Origin of the sequence: Frankia sp. CcI156, from assembly GCF_001983015.1 — a bacterium.
GTDB lineage: Bacteria > Actinomycetota > Actinomycetes > Frankiales > Frankiaceae > Frankia > Frankia casuarinae.
The window spans coordinates 1-21,675 of the sequence record NZ_MOMD01000017.1 but is presented as its reverse complement, the minus strand read 5'-3'; the positions used below and the strand labels follow the sequence as shown (position 1 = coordinate 21,675).

Here is a 21,675-nt window from a genome sequence, read left to right as displayed (position 1 = left end):
CCCCGAGAGGTTGACGATCTCGTGGTCGTGGCCACCCACGCCGAGAACGACGCCGCCCGAGGGGACGGGTGTGCGCGGGACCCGTGCACACCGTCAGGACTGAACCGGGAGAGTCCGTGAGTGACAGTCAGGAAGACCGGCCAGCCCGGTCGGCGGTCTACCGCGGCCCCTCCTCGGCCGCCGGGGCGGAGGGATCGCGTGCCACCGAGCAGTCCCGCCGGCCGAGCGGGGGGGACGGGGCCGGCCCACGGTCCACGGTGAGACCCGCTTCCGTTGGTTCCTCCGGTGCTGGCGGCGCGGCCAGAGGCGCGAGCTCCTCCGGCCCGGATTCCGCGGGCCCGGATTCCGCGGGTTCCGCTGGTGTTTCCGATTCCGCCGGGCGTGATTCGGAAGCCGGCCGCCGGGCCGGCGCCGGCCCGGCGTCGGGACGCGCGGCGGACGCCGCGGGCCGCTCGTTGTCGCTGCGGGACGGCCGTGGGGAGGACGCCGGCAGCGAGACGGTGAAGGTGCCCGCGGCCGGCGATGGGCCCGAGTCCGGTAATCCGTTCTTCCAGCGGCCCGGGCGGTCCGGTCGGCCCGTGGATGAGCGGGAGGGCGGCCGCGGCCCGGCCGGAGGCGCGGCGGACCCGCCGCAGTCCTCCGCCGGGGGGCCGACGGGTTCGACTGGGTCGTCGAAGGCCGGGTCGTCAAAAGCCCATTCGGCTGAACCCGGCTCGTCGGCGTCGGGTTCGGCGGGTTCGGGTTCGGGTGCGGCGGGTTCGGCGGCGTCCCGCTCCGGATCGGTCCCCGACGGGGCGAAGTCCCCCTTGTCCTCGCGGTCCTTGTCCACCTCTTCCGCGGGCGCGTCGGGTGTGTCGGGCGCAGGGTCCTCGGCTGGCACCTCCACGGGACGTGCCAGCGGAACGTCGTCGGTGTCCCCATCCGGGTCGGCTCGTACCGGGGCCGCTGGAACCCACTCCGACGAGGCGGGCTCGGCTACCCGGAAACTCGGCCCGGCCGCCGTATCGTCGCCGGCGAAGTCCCTCGGCCTGGYGCCACCCGGACCCGGTCGAGCCACGCCAGGGGGGCCGGCAGTTCGCGTGGAGCCCCCGGCCGAGCGGCCACGGGAGACCGACACGATCTCCCTGGTCCGCCCGCCCAGCATGACGAGGAGCCGTACCACGAAGCCCGACAGGARCCGTGCCGCGCCCGAGCGCATGCCCGCCCCCGATCCGGTACGCCCCGCCCCGCCGGGTCCGGCGGGGGGGAGGTCCGGCGGTGCCGGCCCCACGGCGGCCTACGACCGGCCGCTCGCGGCGCCGGAGTCCGCGGGTACCACCACGACGACGGGTGCTCTGAACAGCGTGACCACGACCTCCCCCGGTGCGCTCGACGACCAGTTCGAGCCGGTCTCCGCTGAGCGGGCGGGTGCCGGTCACTCCCCTGGCCGGTCCGGTCCCGGCTCGTCCGGTTCCGCCCGCCCGCCCGGTCAGGGCCGGCGGGCCAAGCTCAAGCTGTCCAAGGTCAATCCCCTCACGGTGACCCGGGTCAGCTTCGYGTTCTCCCTCTGCGTCTTTGTGGTTCTGCTCGTCGCGATCGCCGTGCTGTGGTTCGTCCTGAACTCGATCGGCGTGTTCGACAGCGTCTCCGACGCGGCCGATACCCTGACCGACAGCAGCAGCACCGACATCCGAGGATGGCTGTCGTTCGGCCGGGCAATGCAGATCAGCTTGCTCATCGGGGCGATCAACGTCATCCTCATGACCGCGCTGTCCACGCTCGGTGCCCTGCTCTACAACCTCTGCGCCGAGATGATCGGCGGCGTCGAGCTGACTCTGAGTGATCAGTAGCTTGGAGGGACGGCGGCGGTCCCGCTCCTGCGCCGCCGTCCTGTATTCTTGGACTCGCAGCACGGACCTATAGCTCAGTCGGTTAGAGCGCTTCCCTGATAAGGAAGAGGTCGGTGGTTCAAGTCCACCTAGGTCCACGCGCTAGCCAATCATGATCGCCGCCCTCTGGGCGGCTTCGCCGTGCCCGTTATGCTGGCCGAGGGGCCAAGCCCCCTGACCCCCCGTGTTGCGCCTTCGGCGCTCGCCGTGCCCGGTGGGATGGTCGGGCCGTCGGTGGCGGCGAGGTCTGAGAGCGGGCCCGGGCCGACGTGCTGCGCGAGGTCGCGGGCAACGCCACAGGGACGACTCCCGGCTGCATAAACCGTCCACCGGTGATCCGGGAAGATCCCCGCGCCTGCGGGATAAAGCGGACACAAAACCCTCTGGATGGGCAAGTCTCCCTCGTTGCCRCAGATCTTGGACTCACGACGAAGAGTCCTAATGTGACGCAGGGCACACGGCCAGGACACAGTGTCGGCCCATTTCAGTGAAGATCGGCACTCAATATCCTAATGTGCCAGGAAGCGGCGCCACCCTCGACGTCGAGRAACCAGGACATGGCCCGAGACGGACGKAGGGCGCACAGTTGCGGATTGCGTTGTTGTCGTACCGGAGTCTGCCCACCTGCGGTGGCCAGGGTGTGTACGTCCGACATCTGTCCCGCGAACTGGTCGCCCTGGGGCACCGCGTCCAGGTGGTGAGCGGGCCGCCGTACCCGGTGCTTGAGGAGGGTGTCGGCCTCACCGAACTGCCCAGCCTTGATCTCTACCGGGACTCCGACCCGTTCCGGTGGCCCGGACTGGCCGAGTTCCACGGCCTGCCGGACGTCGTCGAGTTCGCCATGATGCGGACCGGCCAGTTCTCCGAGCCGCTCGCCTTCAGCCTGCGTGCCTGCCAAGCCCTGCGCCCCAGGGCATCCGGGGGTCGGCCGCCGTTCGACATCGTCCATGACAACCAGGGGCTGGGATACGGCCTGCTGGCGCTGCGGGCAGCCCTGCGCCCGTACCGGATCCCGGTCGTGGGCACCGTGCATCATCCGATCACGGTCGATCGCCGCCTGCACCTCGCCGCGGCGACCACCTTCACCTCCCGGCTGGGCCTGCGCCGGTGGTACTCGTTCCTCCCGATGCAGGCCCGGGTCGCGCGGGGGCTGGATGGCATCGTCATCCCGTCGGAGAGCTCCCGGCGAGAGATCATCGCGGACATGAACCTCCCCCCGACGGTCATGCGCACGGTTCCCTTGGGAGTCGACGCCGACGTCTTCACGCCGGCGCCCGCGGGCAATCCGGCGGTTCCGGGCCGTGTCGTCGTCGTGACCAGCGCCGATGTTCCGCTTAAGGGCCTGCTTGTCCTGCTCGAGGCGCTCGCGAAGCTGCGGGTGGATCGCTCGGCGCACCTGGTCTGCGTCGGCAAGGTCCGCGAAGGGGGAACGGCCCAGCGCCAGGTTGCCGAGCTGGGCCTGGCCGACGCCGTGACGTTCCGTTCCAACATGCCGGAACCGGAGCTGGTGGACCTGTTGCGCTCCGCCGAGGTCGCGGTCGTTCCCTCGCTTTACGAGGGGTTCAGCCTGCCCGCCGTCGAGGAGATGGCCTGCGGGATCCCGCTGGTCGCCACCACCGCCGGGGCGTTGCCCGAGGTCGCCGGTCCGGACGGGGAGGCCGCGTTGCTGGTCCCACCGGGGGATGCGGGAGCCCTGGCGGACGCCATCGGTTCCCTGCTCGATGATCCCGAACGACGGGCCCGAATGGGTGCCGCCGGGCGCCGCCGGGTGGAGGCGCGGTTCTCCTGGCGGGCGGCCGCCGCGGCCACCGCGGACTGGTACGCCGAGCGGATCGCGGCGGTCGGCGGGACGCCCACCTCCCCGGTCCCGGCCCCGGGACCGGGACCGGGACCGGCGGCCCAGTGGACGCCGGCACCGCTGTCCACACCCGGCGCCGTCACACCCGGCGCCGCGGCGTCCGCACCGGCGTCGTCGACGCTGACCGGCTGACGGCCGACGCATGCTGACCGTCGACTTCGACCAGTTTCCCGTCTCCGCGGGCTGCCGGCTGCTCGACCTGGGCTGCGGCGCCGGACGGCACACGTTCGAGGCGTTCCGACGGGGCGCCGAGGTCATCGCGCTGGACCACTCCGCCGGCGAGGTCGCCGGCGTCAACGCGATGCTCGCCGCGATGGCCCTGGAGGGACAGGCTCCGCCCAAGGCGAAGGCCGCCGGAGTGCGCGGTGACGCGCTGGCGCTGCCGTTCGCCGACGGCACCTTCGACCGGATCATCGCCGCCGAGGTGCTCGAACACCTGCCCGCCGACACGGCGGCGATGACGGAGATCGCCCGGGTGCTACGGCCCGGGGGGTGGGTGGCGGTCACCGTCCCGAACCGGTTCCCCGAGCAGGTGTGCTGGAGCCTGTCGACGGCTTATCACAGCGTCGAGGGGGGCCATGTCCGCATCTACCGCCGGGACGAGCTTCGTGACCGGTTGATCGCGGTGGGACTGGAACCGGCCGGCACCCATTTCGCACACGCCCTGCACGCCCCGTACTGGTGGCTGCGGTGTCTCGTCGGTGTCCACGACGACGACCATCCGGCGACGCGGCTTTACCACCGGCTGCTGGTGTGGGACATGATGCGCCGTCCCCGCATCACCCGGCTCGCCGAGCGGGCCCTCAATCCGATCATCGGCAAGAGCATCGTGCTGTATTTGAGGAAACCGGAGGTAACGCGTGCRGCCGGTTGAGTCTGCTCCGGTCCTGACCCCCGAGGCGCTCACCGCGACCGCGACCGCGATCGCCGTCGTCCAGGAGCCGGACGGCGCCATCCCCTGGTATCCCGGTGGCCACACCGACCCGTGGGATCACCTCGAATGCGCCATGGCCCTCGACCTCGGCGGCCTGGTCGACGCCGCCGACGCCGCGTGGGCCTGGCTGTGTCGCAACCAGCGGCCGGATGGATCCTGGGCGACGAGCTACGTCGGCGGCGCGGTCAAGGAGGACTTCGCCGACAGCAACCAGTGCGCCTATGTCGCCACCGCAGCCTGGCACCGCTGGTTGGCCACCGGTGACCGCGCCTTCCTCACGAGGATCTGGCCGGTCGTCGAGGCAGCCCTGGGCTTCGTCGTCGACATGCAGAGCCCGACCGGACAGATCTGGTGGGCCCGGTCGTCGGACGGTGTCGACTACCCCGAGGCCCTGCTGACGGGATGCTCCAGCACGTTGCACAGCCTGCGCTGCGGGATGGCGCTCGCAGCCCTGGTCGGGGAGGTGCCACCGGCCTGGGAACGGGCGACCGGCGCGCTGCGGCACACCCTCGTCGCTCACCCAGAGTACTTCGCCCCCCGCGACCGGTGGTCGATGGACTGGTACTACCCGGTGATCGGCGGAGCGCTGCGCCGGTCCGCGGGTCGGTCCCGGCTCACCAGCCGGTGGAACGACTTCGTCGTCGACGGTCTGGGCATCCGCTGCGTGGCCGACGAGCCCTGGGTCACGGGGGCCGAGACCTGCGAACTAGCCATCGCCCTGCATCTCGTGGGCGAGACCGCCGCGGCGACCAAGCTGGTTACGGACATGCAGCACCTGCGGCACGCCGACGGGAGCTACTGGACGGGCTGGCAGTTCGAGACCGCGACGTTCTGGCCGGCCGAACAGTCGACCTGGACCGCGGCGGCGGTGATCCTCGCGGTCGACACGTTGGCCGGCGGGGTCACCGAGACCCTCTTCCGCGGCGACGGCCTCCCCGAGGGGATCTGTGTCCTCGACAAGGAGTCCGACGAGCCTCGGCAGGGCGGCAGGCGGCTTCCGGAGTCGCGGACGGAGCCGCGGACGGGKACGGAGGTGGTGACGCCCGCCGAACGCCGGCTTCCTCGGCAGCGGCCGGCATGCGGATGCCGCTCAGTCGACGCGGCGTAGGACGCGCAGCGAACCCGCGCACGACAGCTCGCGGAAGCCCTCCGTCAGCGCCCGCACCAGGACGTGGTAGGGCGCCTGGCCCCCGTCCGCCGGGTCCGGAAAGACGTCGTGGATGGCCAGGAGACCGCCGGGCCGCACGTGGCAGGCCCAGGCCTCGTAGTCCGCCTGGGCCTGCTCCTCGGTGTGCCCRCCGTCGAGGAAGAGCAGGTCGGCCGGGGTCGACCACCATCGCCCCACCCGTTCGGAGCGGCCGACGACCGCCGTCACGACGTCCTCGACGCCCGCGTCCTCCAGCGTCCGCCGCAGGAAGGGCAGCGTGTCCAGCCGGCCGCTACGCGGGTCGACGAGATCGGCGTCGTGGTACTCCCACCCGGGTTGGTTCTCCTCCGACCCGCGATGATGATCCACGGTGATCACCGTCGCTCCCACCGTCCGGGCGGCCGCGGCCAGGTACAGGGTCGACTTACCRCAGTAGGTGCCGACCTCGCAGATCAGGCCGCCGGCCGATACCCGTGTTGCCGCCGCGTAGAGCGCCAGGCCCTCCTCCGTGGGCATGAAGCCCGTCGCCGCCTCGGCCGCCCGCCGCAACACCACATCCACCGCCGACTCTCTCTTTCTCGCAGGACGGATAGCCTTTCTTGCAGGACAGGTAGCCTTCCTCGCAGGACAGGTAGCGCGCGCCGGTGGCTCGCTACCTGCCGAGCCGCGCGGCCACCTCGACCCGGCGGGCGAAGATCTCCTCGGTCCGCTCCTCCATCTCGCGGAGGGCCTTCTTGCGTCCGCGGCTCGACAGCCGGTCCAGGTAGAGGCTGCCGTACAGGTGATMGGTCTCATGCTGCAGGCAACGGGCGAAATAGCCGGTTCCCTCCAGGCGGAGCGGGGCACCGTGCTGGTCCTGACCGCGGACAGCAGCATGCTCCAGCCGGGCGACCTCCATGTAGGCCCCCGGAACAGACAGGCACCCCTCATCCCCCTTGACGAGCCGGCGCTCCGCCGGCGGCGCCTCCTCCAGGACGGGGTTGACCAGATGGCCCACGTGCCGCACACCGTCCTCGTCGGTGCAGTCATAGACGAAGACCGCGGCGTCGACGTCGATCTGGTTCGCGGCGAGTCCGACACCTTCGGCGCCGTACATGGTGGTGAACATGTCATCGATCAGCGCAGCGAGCTCCGCGGTCCCGAACTCGGTGATTTTCTTACAGGGCCGGTGCAGAACAGGCTCGCCGACAACGGTGATCCTGCGGATGGAACCGCGGCCGACCTCCGGCGGCAGCTGGGGGTAGGAGTCCACCGGCTCCCCCAGCACCCGGACCCGCCGATCGATCTTCTCGTCCTTCTCGTCCTTCTCGTCAGATCGCGTCAAGCGCGAGGCCATGGCGAGCATCTCCTTCCATCCGACCGGGGCGCGCCTGCGCGTGAGTCGGCGCGGGGCCGATCCTGCCGATCGGCAGGATCGGCCCCGCGCCACCGCCGATCCTCGACGTGCTTCGTTCGCTACGAGCTTGACAGATCGCACCCCCTGTCCGCTCGGCGGACTGGTCACTCCCGTGATCAACAGTGTCACCAGGTGCGGCGCCATCATGGCCGCTACCTGCGGGAAGAGCGCGGACCTCAGACTGTTCATTGCATGGCGCAACTTCACCAACACCATACGCACATAAGGCTCCCCGGAAACGGGGAGCCTTTTCCGTGCCCGGTCGCACGCGGTCATGCCCGACCGTGTCCAGCCGTGTCCAGCCGCGTCCTATCGCCGTTCCCGCAGAGATCGCGGACGCTGAATCGTCCGCGATCCGCGTGGGTAAGAATGATTACCGCAAAGGATGAACAGAACGTTAAATCTAACTCGCATGCCGCTAACGCAACGTATCGTCTYCCCCTGGCGCACGGCCCACCAACAGACACCCGAACCCCGACTGGTATGGTGTCGGCCACGATAAAGCTGAACCAGTAGAGAATCACTCTCCCAGGTATTTACCTTCCGGCCAGGAGAGAGGAGTGCTGCCCCGACTCCCACGACTCCCTACACCAAAAAGACTTAGAATTATCCGGCGAATCTAGCGAGAGTTCAGTTCATGGCTGCGAATTTCGCTGAAACGGTCGCTGAAAGGCCGACGCCGGGGGGGATCAACACACCGAACATGGCAGTTCCGCCGCCGGAGTACGTGGTGGTGGATCTGGATCCGGGAACGAGTGACCTCGCCGTCCCGGATGGATCMGGATGGCGGCGGGTCATGCGGGTGCCAGGACGACGGCATTACCATCACGAGCACCACGATCGCGCCATCGCGACCGTCCAGCAGGCCCGGAGCCGTACTCGATCGACGGGCCGGAGTTGCGTCGTCGGCCTTCTGTACATCGCCGAGTTCGGCCGGCTGCGCGAGCGCCTCGCTCCGGGCGCCTGCCTGTCTCTACTCGATCAGGTCGCCGCCCTGGCAGGTGATCTGCATCGGTGGCGTGGCTCCGCCATCGGCCAGGGCCGCCCCGGCGAGGTGGTCGTCGTCCTGCCGACGCGGCCGGGCCGCTCCGCCGAAGCGGCGTTCGGCGAGATCGTGCGTACGGTCGCAAGCTGTGACTTCGCCGTCAACGGCGAGCGTCTGCGGGTCACCCCCGTTCCGGGGTTCGTCCAGGTGGACGACACCATCGATGATGCCACCGCCCTGCGGCGGGCCCGGCTGGCCATGGGGCTCGCCGCAGGGCAGCTCGACATGGTCCCCGTCTGTTACGACCCGAAGATGGAACCAGCGGAGAACCAGCCGCGACGTTCCGGGCGCCCGTTGCACACACGGTTGCGGCCGTCCGACGCCGTCCAGATCGTCGTCTCGACCGCGATCTGCCTCGGACTCCCGTTCGGGATCTACAGCACACTGTTCACACTGGGCCTCGACCCGACCCACGTCGTCTTCGCACTCCTGGCCATCGCGCTGGCCGGCACTACCCTCACCACCTACCTGGAGCAGTTGTCGGCGCTCGAACCGGAGAAGTGCCCGGACGCGCCCGCCGCGCCGTTCCCGGCGGCGAGCGCCATCATCGCCGCGTATCTGCCGAACGAGTCGGCCACGATCGTCGACACGGTCAAGGCGTTCCTCCGGCTGGACTACCCGGGTCCACTACAGATCATCCTCGCCTATAACACTCCCCGATACCTGCCYGTGGAGGAGACGCTCGCGCGGATCGCCGATTCCGATCCCCGTTTCATCCCGATGCACGTGCCGACCAGCACCTCCAAGGCGCAGAACGTGAACGCGGCGATGCCAATGATCACCGGTGAGTTCGTCGGTGTCTTCGACGCGGATCATCATCCGGCACCGGACGCCTTCCGGCGGGCCTGGCGGTGGCTGTCGCACGGGGCCGCGGTCGTCCAGGGGCACTGYGTGATCCGGAACGGAGAGGCATCGCGGATCAGCCGCACCGTCGCCGTGGAATTCGAGTCGATCTATGCGGTGAGTCATCCCGGCCGGGCGAGGATGCATGGTTTCGGGATCTTCGGCGGGTCGAACGGCTACTGGCGGACCGACCTGCTGCACCAGACCCGTATGYGCGGGTCGATGCTGACCGAGGACATCGACGCGAGTCTGCGCACCATCATGAGCGGTGAGCGGATCGTCGCAGACCCGGAACTGGTCTCCTACGAGCTGGCGCCGACGACGATGTCGGCGTTGTGGCGGCAGCGGTTGCGCTGGGCGCAGGGTTGGTACCAGGTCTCCCAGCGGCATCTGTGGAAAGCCGTCGGCTCACCCGACCTCACCGCCCGCCAGAAACTCGGCCTGCTCTGGCTGCTGGGCTGGCGCGAGATATATCCGTGGCTTTCGCTGCAGATGTATCCGCTGATCGTCTTCGGTCTGCTGCACCCGCAGTCCGGGCACGGTTTCCGGTTGAACGTCTCCCTGTACGTGGTCGCCACACTCTTCTCGGCGATGGCGGGCCCGATCCAGGCGTTGTTCGCGTACGCCCTCGCCGACCCCACGATCCGCCGCCATCGGAGTTGGTTCGTCCAGTTCTGCCTGATGAACATCGTCTACAGCGAGTTCAAGAACGTCATCGCCCGGCTGGCACCGGTGAAGGAGCTGCTGCGGGAACGCGAGTGGCACGTGACCCCACGCGCCGTGCCGCAGCCCGACCCGGTCACGCCGGACGGCGCGACCGCACCTCCAGCTGGCTCCGCACCTCCAGCTGGCTCCGCGGCGGGCGGTGTGGTCCCTTACCCCGAAGCCAGGTCATGACCACACCAGGCGGACCTCGAAACATCGTGCCGAGGTCCCGGGTTCTGCCCGCGCCGGCTCTCCCGTCCTGGTGGGCGCAGCCCCCGCCGCCGCCGCCGGTGCCGCCGCCGCCGGTGCCGCCGCCGCCGGTGCCGCCGCCGCCGGTGCCGCCGCCGCCGGTGCCGCCGCCGCCAGTGCCGCCGCCGCCAGTGCCGCCGCCGAGAGAGCGGCCGACCGTGCCGGTCCGGACCTCGGCCCGGCCGCGGGCCGGGGGGGTGGGTATCACCGGAGAGAGCGGAGGGAACCGCCGCGGTCGCCGACGGACGACGGTGGGCGATCCCAGGCTCGAGCTGGTCGACCTGGGCGGGTTCCGCGGCGTGGCGGCGATCTCAGTGATCATTTTTCACGCCTATCAGTTCTGCCGCGGGGATGGCAACACGCCGTACGCGGGTACGTTCCTCGGCCAGGTCCTCGGCGCCTTCGACGGGATGATCAGTTGGTTCTTCCTGGTCTCCGGGTTCCTGCTGTATATGCCGATGGCGAACCGGGTCAGGGCCGGCCGGACCCAACGGTCACCCAAGAACACGCTCATACGTCGTGGACTGCGGATTCTTCCGCTGTACTACACGGCGCTCATCGTCGTGTGGGCGGCGCGTAATCCCACTCTGCCCGGCGACTGGATCGACCTGGTCGAACACCTGACCTTCACCCAGGTCTTCGACAGCAAGCGGGTGTTCTACACGATCGGCCCGGCCTGGTCGCTGGCCGTCGAGGTCTACTTCTATCTATACCTCGCCCTGGTCGCCGGYTGGCTGCGGCGGCAGACTCATCGACTACCCGAGGCGCATCGCTGGCGGCGGCTCTGCCTGCCGCCGGTCCTGCTGATCGTGGTGTCCGCCGTCTGGATCGTCTATGCGGTCTACATCGTGCGGGCTCAGCACGACCAGTGGGCGTACTGGTTCTCGCCGCAGAACTATGCCGGCAACTTCGGMCTCGGAATGATCACTGCGGTTCTCTATGTCCGATGGGGTCGGGAGCGGCCGTTGCCCGCCCTGCTCGCGTGTGCGTTGCGGTTTGTCGCCGCCGGKCTCATCATCGCCGGCGCGCTGGTCCGGGGGCACACCGCGGCATCGTTCGAGGCGTTCTCCACGCTGAATTCAATCGGTTTCGGTGTGCTGTTCGCCGCATCCGTGCTGGCACCCCGCGACACGCTGTGGCGCCGGTTCTTCGCCACCCCGGCATTCGTCTGGCTCGGCATGATCAGCTACAGCGTGTATCTGTGGCATGAGCCGATTCTGCTGCTGGTGCTGGACCGKCACGGGCTGGTCAGTCATGCGCCGTCGGCGTTTCCGTGGGTGGCCGCCATGCTGGTCACGGTCGGCGTCCTCGGTGGATGGATCAGCTACGTCGTCCTGGAGAAACCGGGCCGCCGGCTGTCCATCCTGGTGGAGAAGCTCCGCCGCACCCCGGTGTCCGCCTCGGTGTCCCCCGCCTTGGTGTCCCCCGCCCCGGTGTCCCCCGCCCCGGTGTCCACCCCGGTGCGACCGGCACGGCCAGTTCCCTGACGTGGCGTGGCGCAGGCTTCCCGGTCTGCGCCGGCTGCGCTACGTGCGCCGGCCGCGCGCGGATCGTCTCCCGTTGGAGGCCCCGTCGTCCCCGCAGGCGCGGGGATCTTTCCAGTGATTTCCTGTCTTCAGGGCTGGGAGAACGCACAGCTCAATAATCAGTAAAACGAATCAGGCAAGCCGTCAACAGCATTTCTACGACGGCCGATGTCACGTCCAAGCCCCCATGAACGGGCTCATTTCGCAAGGTGCTTGAATGGGGCTGTCCATTATATCTGGGATGGGAGTCTTCATGGATGATGAGTTCTTCGGTATGATATGGGGGAAGTCGGCGGAGAAGGCGGGGGGATCGATGCACCTGCTCCTCGGCCATCTTCTGGATACGGCGGCGGTGGGCGAACTTGTCTGGGATCGTTTMCTCGCATCCACCATTCGGGATCGTCTGGATGATTGCAGCGATGGTCGCGGGCGGTCTCTGTTCGCGCTGTTGTGCGGCCTGCATGATGTCGGTAAGGCCACGCCGRCCTTTCAGATGAAGGACGAGGGTTTGGCGCAGCGCGTTCGGGCTGCCGGGCTTGGCTGGCGAGGGGTGACTCCTCAGCAGGGCCGGCAGTGRCATCACGCGCGGGCGGGGGCTGTCATCGTCCGCAAGTATCTCCCGCAGGTCGGTTGGAGTCGGCCGGGGTGTGACTGGGTGTGGCCRCTGGTCGCGGGCCATCACGGCCTGATACCGGACCGTGGCCGTCTTGTGCACAAGCCCGCCGTCCACGGCGCCGGACCGTGGCTCGACGTCCAACGTGCGTTCGTCGACCGGGTGGCCGGCGACCTCAACGTTGACCTGGCTTCCTTTTCGGAGCTGYGAACACCATCCCGCGGAGGTCARCTTGCCCTATCCGGGATGATCATCATGGCAGACTGGGTCGCGAGCGACAAAGAGCATTTCGGTGGGCTGTCGGATCTGGCGGAGATCTCGATGAAGGGCTCGCGGGAGCGTGCACAGCGAGCCTGGGCACAGTTGGGTCTGCGTGGYGGGTGGCGCTCCGACCGGCCCGCACCCGGCAACCAGTCTGACCTGGTGCACCACAGATTCGGTAAGCCAGCCCGGCCGGCGCAGCGCGCCGCGGTCCAGGCCGTGCGGGAAATGCCCGGCCCCGGGCTACTGATCCTGGAAGCGCCGATGGGTGAGGGGAAGACGGAGGYGGCGCTCGCCGCCGCGGAGGTACTGGCCGGCAAGGTCGGTGCGGATGGGGTGTTCGTCGGAATGCCGACGCAGGCGACGAGCGATCCGATGTTCAGCCGGGTCCGCGGCTGGCTCACCGCGGTGGATCCCGAGGTTCCGATCGGCCTACTGCACGGCCGGGCTCGTTTCAACAAGGAGTGGGCGGCACTTCGGTCGCAGGTCCGGTTCGTCGACGTGCATGACGATCTCGACGAGTATGGGATGGCCGACGATTTCGGTACGGGTACGAGCGGCCCGGGTCGTCGCGACGCACCGCTGGCGGGCGCCGCGGCGGCCGCGGAGTGGTTCTTCGGATCGAAACGGGGGTTGCTCGCTGCGGTGACGGTCGGCACGGTGGATCACCTGCTGCAGGCGGCGACCCGGACGAAGCATGTGATGCTACGGCACGCCGGCCTGGCCGGCCGGGTCGTCATCCTTGACGAGGTACACGCCTACGACGTCTACATGGCGCAGTTCCTGTTCGAGGCGTTGCGCTGGCTCGCCGACACCGGCGTGCCGGTCATCGTTCTGTCCGCGACGCTGCCGCCGGTACTGCGTGCACAGCTCGCCGGCGCCTATCTGCAKGGCGCCCTGCAGCGCCCCGATGTCGACCTCGCCGATCTGCCGCGGCCCACCGGCTACCCGAGCACCACCGCGGTGTATATGGCCGACGGGAAGCCCCGGTTTTCCGTGACGTCCCAGTCACCCTGGCGTGAGTCCGTGCCCGTTGCGGTAGAGATCCTGGCAGAGCCCACCGACTTCGCCCCGGTGAGCATCGCCGCCGCTGTCTCGGCGGAGGTGAGCGAGGGCGGCTGCGCTCTCGTCGTGTGTAACACCGTCCAGCGGGCCCAGGTCGTCTACGCCGAGCTGCGGACGACGTTCGGTGATGACGTGGTGCTGCTGCACTCCCGGTTCACCGCAGCCGAACGCGCGAGCCGTACGGAAGACGTCGTGGACAAGCTCGGCCCCCCCGGACGGGAGAACGCCCAGGACCGGCCCGCGCGGCTCGTCGTCGTGGCCACCCAGGTGGCCGAACAGTCGTTCGACGTCGATGTGGACATCCTCGTCACCGATCTCGCCCCCATCGACCTTCTGCTGCAACGGGTCGGCCGGCTGCATCGGCATGACCGGCCGACCGGGCAGMGACCGGCCCGGCTTCGCGACCCGAAAGTGATCGTCAGCGGTCTGCGGCTGCCCGACGGGGCTGTGCCACTCTGGCCCGCCGGTAGCCGGGCCGTGTACGGGGATCATCTACTGCTGCGCTCCGCCGCTCTCGTCGCCGAAGCCGCCACGGGTGGTGGATGGTCGATTCCCGCCGACGTGCCCGGCCTCGTCGCTCTCGGCTACGGTGATGAGCCTCTCGGTCCGGCGCGCTGGGCTGATGCCGCGGCCGAGGCCAGGCAGGAATGGGAGGCCAAGGAGCGTCGTCGCCGGGTGAACGCCACCGGATTTCTGCTTTCCGGCGAGGACGGTCTGGGCCTGACCACGCTCGAGGGTCTGCACGACAAGGCGACCGCGCCGCTGGAAACCGAGGAACGCCTCACCGCGGTCGTCCGTGACAGCGACGAGTCCGTGGAGGTCGTCCTCGTCCGCCGCGGACCGGCCGGGTATCTCACGCTCGCGGGCCGATCGCTCGGGCACATCGGCGAAGTTGCCGTGTCTGACGACGCGGTCCTCGAAGAGGTCGTCGGAGCCACCATCCGCCTGCCCGCGAACAAGGAGATCACCGCCGCGGCGCATGCCGAACTGACTCCCCTGGCCGGCTGGGACGGCGACTCCTGGCTCCGCCGCACCCGCGCCCTGATTCTCGACGATCGCATGTCGGCGATCCTCGGGGGGCGACACCTGACCTATGACAACAAGCTCGGGCTGAGCCTCGCGCCTCGACCGGCTGCTGATACTCGACCGGCTGCTGGTAAAGGGTGAACTGCCGGACCGGGGCAAGGTGTTGATCTTCTCGGCGCTCAAGATGGGACGGCTGACTCCCATGCTCCGAGACAAGGCGAATCCGTGCAGATATACCGGTTCACCCCATACGTCACTGTATGTGCTACTTTCGGTGCGAGGCGGGARCATGGGCACCGTTCGGCCAGTTATCTGGTCGCCATGGGTTAGGAGATCCTTGATGTGGCGACGCCAGATGTCCATCTCCTAGCAGGAGCCGCACGATCGGTAGCAGCCGACGTGCCGCGCCGTCGCGGTCGACCAAAACTGTCGGTGGCCCTTGGTACATCTCGGCTGAGCCACCGACGGTCGGCGCAGGCCGGGGCCTACGAACGGGGGAATGAGTGAACGGTTTCAACCTGATCGATGGGCAATGGATCCCAGTGATCAAGCGGGGGCGGCGCCTGGAGGTGGGGATCAGGAAGGCGCTCGTCGACGCTCACACGATCGACGGGCTGGCCCTTGATGATCCGCTCGAAGCCGTGGCGGTGCTGCGTCAGGTCCTGCTGCCCGTCGTCCTGGACGTGTTCGGCGCCCCCCGTACCGACGAGGAGTGGTCACAGCGGTGGGAGGCTGGCTGTTTCGACCGGATTATCAGGAAAGATCGGGCTGAGGATGAGGAGGGCATCGAGTCGTATCTGATCCGACAGGCGGCACGATTTCATCTGTTTCATCCGACGGCTCCGTTTGCGCAGGTCGCCGGGTTGCGGACCGCGAAGGACGAGACGAAGCCGGTGTCGCTGCTGGTTCCGCGGCTGGCCTCGGGGAACAATGTTCCGCTGTTCAGTTCCCGGACCGAGAACGACCCGCCGAGCCTGACGCCCGCTGCGGCGGCACGGGCGTTGCTCGCAGCCCATTGCTGGGACACCGCCGCGATCAAGACCGGAGCGGCGRATGACCCGAAGGTCAAGACGGGGAAGACGATGGGGAACCCGACCGGGCCGCTCGGGCAGTTCGGGATCGTCCTGCCGCTGGGTGAGACGCTCTTCCATACGCTGATGCTCAGCATCCCCGTCCTGCGGCACGGTCTGCGGCAGAAGGACCGGCCGCAATGGAGATCCGAAAGCAGCGCCACCTCCCGCTGGGAGACTCGCGCCCCGGAAGGGCTACTGGATCTGCTGACCTGGCAGTCGCKGCGGATCCGGCTCGTGCCCGAGGCAGACCCGACGGCTGTCGAGGATGTCTCGGTCCGACGGGTGGTGCTCACCGCCGGTGACCGGCTCACCGGATCGGTGCACGCACTCGAACCGCACACGGCGTGGCGGCAGGTTGACAAGCCCAAAGCCGACGAGCCGCCGGTCCGTCCGGTGCGGCATCAGCCGGGCCGGTCGGCCTGGCGCGGGCTGGAGGCTCTGCTGACCACAACGCCCTTGTCGAGTGACAAAGTGTTCGCGCCGACGGCGCTGTCGCAGCTCGCCCGGCTGCGTGACGACGGCTATGTCCCCGATGATCTGCCACTGCAGGTACTGACCGTCGGGGTGAAGTACGGCACGCAGTCGGCGGTGATCGACGAGGTAATGGCCGATGAGATTCCCCTCCCGGTCACCGCGCTGGCACGGGACTCCGCGGTCCGTGAGACCGTGCTGGCGGTGGCGGCCCAGGCCGAGAGCCTGCGGATCGCCGCCAACCGTCTCGGCGACGATCTTCGTGAGGCTGCCGGTGCGACGGACAAGCTGCCGTGGGACAAGGGCCAGCGGCTCGGAGAAATACTGATCCACAGCTTCAATCCGACGGTGCACCGGCTGCTAGCCGGGTTGCAGCAGCATCCGGAGGACGCCAAGCGGGCCGAACTTGCGTGGCGGATCCTCGCTCGGCGGTTGGCGTGGGAGGTCGTCGACCCGGTGTTGTCCGCTGCCGGTCCTGAGACGTTCCTGGGCCGCGATCCCGGTGAGCCGTTCGGCGCCCGCCTCGCCGGCGCCGAGATGTCATTCCGGCGCACGCTCAACGACGTGCTCGGCAAGGACGAGGACAACCGGCTTGCTCTGGCCGCCGCCTGATTCCCACGACCCGTCAGGAAGGTCTGATGACCGAGGTAACCGCGGCGCCGTCCGCATCGTCCACATCATCCGAGACGACATCGCCACGCGAGACGACATCGCCACGGCACTTCTGGGAACGGGACCATAAGGGCGACCGGCCCGACGGGGCGGATTTGGCCGTGTTGCGCCGCGGTGTTGGCCGCGAGCCTGGCAGCGTCCCGGAGATGTGGCGCTACTACTCCACGCTCACCGTCGATGGCCGCAGAACCTGGTCCCTGACCGCGGAGCACGTCGCGCTCACCTTGTTCGCGGTGCACCAGCAGTCCCTGCCCACTGCGGCGTATCAGCCTGGCATCGGGCTCGGCGAGGCTGCTCTACGCCTGCGTAGCAGCGACAAGTTCAGTCCTGAGGCGGTCGACCGGCGGTTCAACGCCGTGGCCACCGCCACCACCCTGGACGAGGCCGCCTACCACCTGCGTGGTCTGGTCCGCCAGTTCCGCCAGGTCCCCGTCGGTCTCGACTACACCCAACTCTGGCGGGACCTCATCGCCTGGCAGACCCCCGAGCGGATCGGCGACGTACGCCGCCGGTGGGGAGCCCAGTACTTCTACCGGCCCCCGAAAGACAAAGCCGCTACCCCGGCCGCCGCGTCCGGCACTTCCTGATCTTCCGTCTAACCTCCGGCGTTGCCTCCGCGCACCGGGGCTTTCCCGTCCTGACCCAGCAGAAAGAGGCATCTACCAATGCGCTGCTACATCGACGTCCACATCCTGCAGACCGTCCMTCCGTCCAACCTCAACCGAGATGACGCCGGTACCCCGAAACAAGCCGTCTATGGCGGGGTGAAGCGGGCCCGGGTGTCGTCCCAGGCCTGGAAGCGGGCGACGCGAACCGCCTTCGCCGACCACATCGATCAGGCCCAGCTCGGAACACGCACCAAGCGGATCTCCGCGCTGCTCGCGGAACGGCTCGCAACCCGCTGCGCGCTCGACGCGGAAACCAGCACCCGGATCGCCACCAGCCTTCTGACCGCTCTGAAGATCAGTGCGGGGAAGAAGGCGGCGGAGACCGCCTATCTGCTGTTCTTTGGCCGTCCCCAGCTCGAACGGCTCATCGACCTCATTGTCGAGGATGTGCCGCGCCTCGCCGATCTCAGCGACGGCGATCTGCTCGCCGCGGTCAAGGATGTGCCTGTCCTGGCTACTCTCGGCAGCGACCATCCGATCGACGTCGCGCTGTTCGGGCGGATGGTCGCCGACCTGGCGTCGTTGAACGTCGACGCGGCCACCCAGGTCGCGCATGCCCTGTCCACCCATGCCGTCGACGTCGAGTTCGACTACTACACCGCCGTTGACGACCAGAACGCCAAGGACGAGACCGGCGCCGGGATGATCGGCACGGTCGAGTTCCAGTCCGCGACGCTGTACCGGTTCGCCACCGTCGGCCTGCACCAGCTCGCCGAGAACCTCGGCGGTGACATCGAGGCGACCGTCGAGGCGCTACGGGTGTTCCTCACCGCGTTCACCACCTCCATGCCGACCGGCCATCAGAACTCCTTCGCCCACCGCACCGTGCCGAACCTGCTCACCATCGCGATCCGCCCCGACCAGCCGGTCAACCTTGTCTCCGCGTTCGAGAAGCCGGTACTGCCCCGTGGCCGGGGCGTCCTCACCGGATCCCTCGAGCAGTTCGCCATCGAACTCAACAGCGCGTCGACGCTGTGGGGCCTCCAGCCCGACATCCTCGCCTCCACCTACCGCGCCCCCGACGACACCAACACCAACACCGACACCACGGCGATGATCGTCAAGGCGCTCGGCGAGCCGAAGCCGTTCGACGAGGTTCTCGACACAGTGGTGGCTGCCGCCCGCGACCGGCTCATGAGCAGCGTCCGATGAGCCAGGACCCGCCCCGCCACTGCCTGGTGCTGCGCCTCGCCGGCCCCCTGCAGTCCTGGGGTTCCCGCAGCATGTTCAACCGCCGCGACACCCTCACCGAACCGACGAAGAGCGGGATCATCGGGCTGCTCGCCGCCGCCCAGGGCCGCCGGCGCACCGACCCGATCGAGGACCTCCTCAGCCTCACCCTCGGGATCCGCACCGACCAGCCCGGCACCCTGCTGCGCGACTACCACACCGTCAGCGACTACCGCGGCCGGCCGCTACCCTCCGCCGCGGTCAGCGCGAAAGGCCTCCAGAAACCGACGTCCCCGGCGAAGCACACCCACGTCACCGAGCGGTTCTACCTGCAGGACGCCGTGTTCGTCGCCGCCCTCGCCGCACCCGAACCGGTGCTCACCACCCTCGCCGACGCGCTGCGCACCCCCGCCTTTCCCCTCGCGCTCGGCCGCCGCGCCTGCCCGCCGACCCACCCCCTCCTCCTCGTTCCCGACAGCGAGCCGGACGCCGCTTTGTGGTCGGGCAGCGCCCTGGAGGTCCTGCGGCAGGTGCCGTGGCAGGCCCGCCCCGACCACCGCGACGCCCTCGCCCGGCGCAGGCCACCCCGCCTCCGCCGCATCGACCTACCCGTCACCGTTGACGACCCAGACGGGGACGACGTCCGGATCGACCTGCCGACCACCTTCGATCCCCACCAGCGAGGGTTCACCAGCCGCCGGGTCCACCAGAGCTGGGTCCACCTCCCACCCCCCTACGAGCTCACCGACGCCGACAACGTCGAGGGCACCACCCCGCACCACGATCCTTTCGCGATTCTCGGATGGTGACCGGACCATGACCTACCTGTCCCGGATCTGGCTGAACCCGCTGCGCACCGGCGCCCAGGCGCTACTGAAGAACCCCCAGCGCATGCACGCCGCCGTCCTCGGCGGGCTCAGCCGCCAACCCGTCACCGAACGGGTCCTGTGGCGACTGGAAACCGGTGAAGGCCTCCGTGGAGCAGACCGACCGCACCGCGCCGAAGTCCTCGTTCTCACCGAATCCACGCCGTCCTGGGAGCACCTCATCGAACAGGCCGGCTGGATCCACACCGACGAACCCCAGGTCCTCGTCCGCGACTACCAGCCCCTGCTCGACCGCCTCCACACCGGCCGCGAATTCCGCTTCCGGCTGCGCGCGAACACTGTCAGCGCCACCCGCACCCCCGACAATCCCTCCCCTGYCCAGAAGGAACACCTCGCCGCCCCCCGCCCCCGCGGTGTCCGCGTCGGCCACCGCACCGCCGCCCACCAGACGACCTGGCTCACTGACCGCATCGACCGCTGGGGATTCACCCTGCTCACCACCGCCGACCTCGATGGCCCCCGCAACCAGCCCGACGGCCCCCGCAACCAGCCCGACGGCCCCGGCGACACCGACGAGCCGGCCCCCGCGCTACGGCTCACCGCCCGCGAACGCCTCACCTTCCCCAAGAAAGCCAAGAACACCGAGAAGACTGGCCGCCGCGTCGTCCTCAACACCGCCACCTTCGAAGGCGCCCTGCGCGTCACCGATCCCGCCCGCGCCCGCGCCACTCTCCTGCACGGCGTCGGCCCTGCCAAGGCCTACGGCTGCGGGCTGATCACMCTCGCGCCCCTGCACACCGAMCAGGCCGGCCGCTGACATGTGGTGGCTGTCCAATCCGCAGGACCTGCACCGCGTCGAGGACCGCGTCTCCACGCTCTACGTCGAGAAATGCCACGTTGACCGCGACGACAACGCCGTCGTCCTGGTCAACAAGGAACGCACCGTCCGTGTCCCCGCCGCGTTCGTCGCCACCGTCCTGCTCGGTCCCGGAACCCGCATCACCAGCGCCGCCGTGCGCCTGCTCGCCGACTCCGGCACCGCCCTGTGCTGGGTCGGCGACCGCGGCGTACGCATGTATGCCRCAGGACTCGGACCCAGCCGCGGCGCCGGCCTGCTCATGCGCCAGGCTTACCTCGTCACCCRCACCAGCGAACGCCTTGACGTYGCCCGCCGCATGTACGCCAAACGCTTCCCCGACGACGACGTCACCACCGCCACCATGCAACAACTCCGCGGCCGGGAAGGCGCCCGCATCAAAAAGATCTACCGCGATCACGCCACCCGCACCGGCGTCACCTGGAACAAACGCGTCTACACCCACGGCGACCCCTTTGCCGACAGCGACGACATCAACCGGCTCCTGTCCGCCGGACACAGCTGCCTCTACGGCATCTGCCACGCCGCCATCGTCGGCATCGGCGCCAGCCCCGCCCTCGGATTCGTCCACACCGGAGCCGCCACCTCCTTCGTCCTCGACATCGCCGACCTGTACAAAGCCGACTACACCATTCCCCTCGCCTTCGACCTCGCCGCCGCCGGCCTCACCGACGAGCGCGACATCCGCACCGCCTTCCGCGACAAAGTCGCTGACGGGCACCTCATGGCCCGCATCATCCACGACATCAAAGACCTCCTCATCGAGGAAGGAACCCGAGATAACGACGAGGACGCACTCCACTTGTGGGACGAGCTCGACGGCCACGTCCCCGGCGGCGTCAACTGGGCCGCCGACCTCGCCGACCAGACCGACGACACCACCATCCTCGGTGTCACCGGACCCGACACCGACCAGCCACCCCCACCCTGGTGACCGTCATCGTCCTCATCGCCACCGCCGACGGCCTCCGCGGCCACCTCACCCGCTGGATGATCGAAATCTCGGCGGGCGTCTTCGTCGGCAACCCCAGCGCCCGCGTCCGCGACCGGCTCTGGACCCTGCTCTCCCAACGCGTCGGTGACGGCCAAGCCATCATGATCGAACCAGCCACGAACGAACAAGGCTGGGCCGCCCGCACCGCCGGCCGCAACCGCACCCAGCCCGTCGACTACGACGGACTGATACTGTTTGCCCGATCTCGCCGATAAACCCGCAGGTCAACAAGTGTCGTCCCCGCACGCGCGGGGATCTTCCTGGTGGTCCGGCGCAGATCTGGCTGGCGGTAACGTCGTCCCCGCACGCGCGGGGATCTTCCGTCACCCGGCAGGGTGGGCCACAACCCGGCGCGGTCGTCCCCGCACGCGCGGGGATCTTCCAACG

Annotated in this window: 17 protein-coding genes, 1 tRNA gene and 1 CRISPR repeat array; of the genes, 15 read left to right on the top strand and 3 right to left on the bottom strand. The window is 69.1% G+C overall.

Annotated elements, in window-relative coordinates; all coding sequences use genetic code 11:
* Positions 1-157: 157 nt before the first annotated feature.
* Complete coding sequence (locus CcI156_RS08750) at positions 158-886, bottom strand: hypothetical protein (protein WP_049760793.1); 729 nt, start codon at positions 884-886, stop codon at positions 158-160.
* Positions 887-1,079: 193 nt separating this feature from the next.
* Between CcI156_RS08750 and CcI156_RS08745 the strand changes: the two genes are divergently transcribed.
* The 5 genes from CcI156_RS08745 to CcI156_RS08725 all read left to right on the top strand — a co-directional run bounded on the left by CcI156_RS08745 (position 1,080) and on the right by CcI156_RS08725 (position 5,768).
* The gene (locus CcI156_RS08745) at positions 1,080-1,829 is read left to right on the top strand and encodes a DUF3566 domain-containing protein (RefSeq protein ID WP_254847336.1); all 750 of its coding nucleotides are present in this window, start codon (positions 1,080-1,082) and stop codon (positions 1,827-1,829) included.
* Between the two features lie 63 nt (positions 1,830-1,892).
* Positions 1,893-1,966 (top strand) — tRNA-Ile (locus CcI156_RS08740).
* A 488-nt stretch (positions 1,967-2,454) separates the two neighbouring features.
* On the top strand, positions 2,455-3,858 hold the full coding sequence (locus CcI156_RS08735; protein WP_011434486.1) for a glycosyltransferase family 4 protein: 1,404 nt from the start codon (positions 2,455-2,457) through the stop codon (positions 3,856-3,858).
* A 10-nt stretch (positions 3,859-3,868) separates the two neighbouring features.
* Positions 3,869-4,600, top strand: coding sequence for a class I SAM-dependent methyltransferase (locus CcI156_RS08730; RefSeq protein ID WP_011434487.1), 732 nt, complete (start codon positions 3,869-3,871; stop codon positions 4,598-4,600).
* Positions 4,587-5,768, top strand: a complete 1,182-nt coding sequence (locus CcI156_RS08725; protein ID WP_076805255.1) for a hypothetical protein — start codon at positions 4,587-4,589, stop codon at positions 5,766-5,768. Before CcI156_RS08730 ends, CcI156_RS08725 begins: the two co-directional genes overlap by 14 nt.
* Here CcI156_RS08725 and CcI156_RS08720 read toward each other — a convergent pair.
* The gene (locus CcI156_RS08720) at positions 5,751-6,368 is read right to left on the bottom strand and encodes a class I SAM-dependent methyltransferase (protein ID WP_023839953.1); all 618 of its coding nucleotides are present in this window, start codon (positions 6,366-6,368) and stop codon (positions 5,751-5,753) included. The genes CcI156_RS08725 and CcI156_RS08720 overlap by 18 nt on opposite strands.
* Before the next feature lie 91 nt (positions 6,369-6,459).
* Positions 6,460-7,143, bottom strand: coding sequence for a peptide deformylase (gene def / locus CcI156_RS08715; RefSeq protein ID WP_076805254.1), 684 nt, complete (start codon positions 7,141-7,143; stop codon positions 6,460-6,462).
* A 763-nt stretch (positions 7,144-7,906) separates the two neighbouring features.
* Between def and CcI156_RS08705 the strand changes: the two genes are divergently transcribed.
* The 10 genes from CcI156_RS08705 to cas2e all read left to right on the top strand — a co-directional run bounded on the left by CcI156_RS08705 (position 7,907) and on the right by cas2e (position 21,503).
* Positions 7,907-9,988, top strand: a complete 2,082-nt coding sequence (locus CcI156_RS08705) for a glycosyltransferase family 2 protein (protein WP_254847335.1) — start codon at positions 7,907-7,909, stop codon at positions 9,986-9,988.
* Positions 9,989-10,296: 308 nt separating this feature from the next.
* Positions 10,297-11,532: an acyltransferase gene (locus CcI156_RS08700; RefSeq protein ID WP_023840577.1), complete on the top strand. Its 1,236-nt coding sequence runs from the start codon at positions 10,297-10,299 to the stop codon at positions 11,530-11,532.
* Between the two features lie 256 nt (positions 11,533-11,788).
* Positions 11,789-14,677 (top strand): CRISPR-associated helicase/endonuclease Cas3, encoded by a 2,889-nt coding sequence (locus CcI156_RS08695; RefSeq protein WP_076805253.1) that lies wholly within the window; start codon positions 11,789-11,791, stop codon positions 14,675-14,677.
* Positions 14,678-15,039: 362 nt separating this feature from the next.
* On the top strand, positions 15,040-16,692 hold the full coding sequence (gene casA, locus CcI156_RS08690; RefSeq protein WP_083718391.1) for a type I-E CRISPR-associated protein Cse1/CasA: 1,653 nt from the start codon (positions 15,040-15,042) through the stop codon (positions 16,690-16,692).
* 26 nt (positions 16,693-16,718) lie between these two features.
* Positions 16,719-17,339: a type I-E CRISPR-associated protein Cse2/CasB gene (casB, locus tag CcI156_RS08685; protein ID WP_011434495.1), complete on the top strand. Its 621-nt coding sequence runs from the start codon at positions 16,719-16,721 to the stop codon at positions 17,337-17,339.
* Between the two features lie 78 nt (positions 17,340-17,417).
* Positions 17,418-18,572: a type I-E CRISPR-associated protein Cas7/Cse4/CasC gene (cas7e, locus tag CcI156_RS08680; RefSeq protein ID WP_076805252.1), complete on the top strand. Its 1,155-nt coding sequence runs from the start codon at positions 17,418-17,420 to the stop codon at positions 18,570-18,572.
* Positions 18,569-19,399, top strand: a complete 831-nt coding sequence (cas5e, locus tag CcI156_RS08675) for a type I-E CRISPR-associated protein Cas5/CasD (protein ID WP_011434497.1) — start codon at positions 18,569-18,571, stop codon at positions 19,397-19,399. Before cas7e ends, cas5e begins: the two co-directional genes overlap by 4 nt.
* 7 nt (positions 19,400-19,406) lie before the next feature.
* Positions 19,407-20,234, top strand: a complete 828-nt coding sequence (gene cas6e / locus CcI156_RS08670) for a type I-E CRISPR-associated protein Cas6/Cse3/CasE (protein ID WP_076805251.1) — start codon at positions 19,407-19,409, stop codon at positions 20,232-20,234.
* Between the two features lies 1 nt (position 20,235).
* Entirely contained in the window at positions 20,236-21,228 is a 993-nt protein-coding gene (cas1e, locus tag CcI156_RS08665; protein ID WP_076805249.1) for a type I-E CRISPR-associated endonuclease Cas1e, read from the top strand.
* Positions 21,225-21,503, top strand: coding sequence for a type I-E CRISPR-associated endoribonuclease Cas2e (cas2e, locus tag CcI156_RS08660; protein WP_011434500.1), 279 nt, complete (start codon positions 21,225-21,227; stop codon positions 21,501-21,503). The genes cas1e and cas2e overlap by 4 nt, the downstream gene beginning before the upstream one ends.
* Positions 21,504-21,521: 18 nt before the next feature.
* A CRISPR array of direct repeats spans positions 21,522-21,671; the repeat unit is 28 nt; unit sequence GTCGTCCCCGCACGCGCGGGGATCTTCC.
* Positions 21,672-21,675 lie beyond the last annotated feature (4 nt).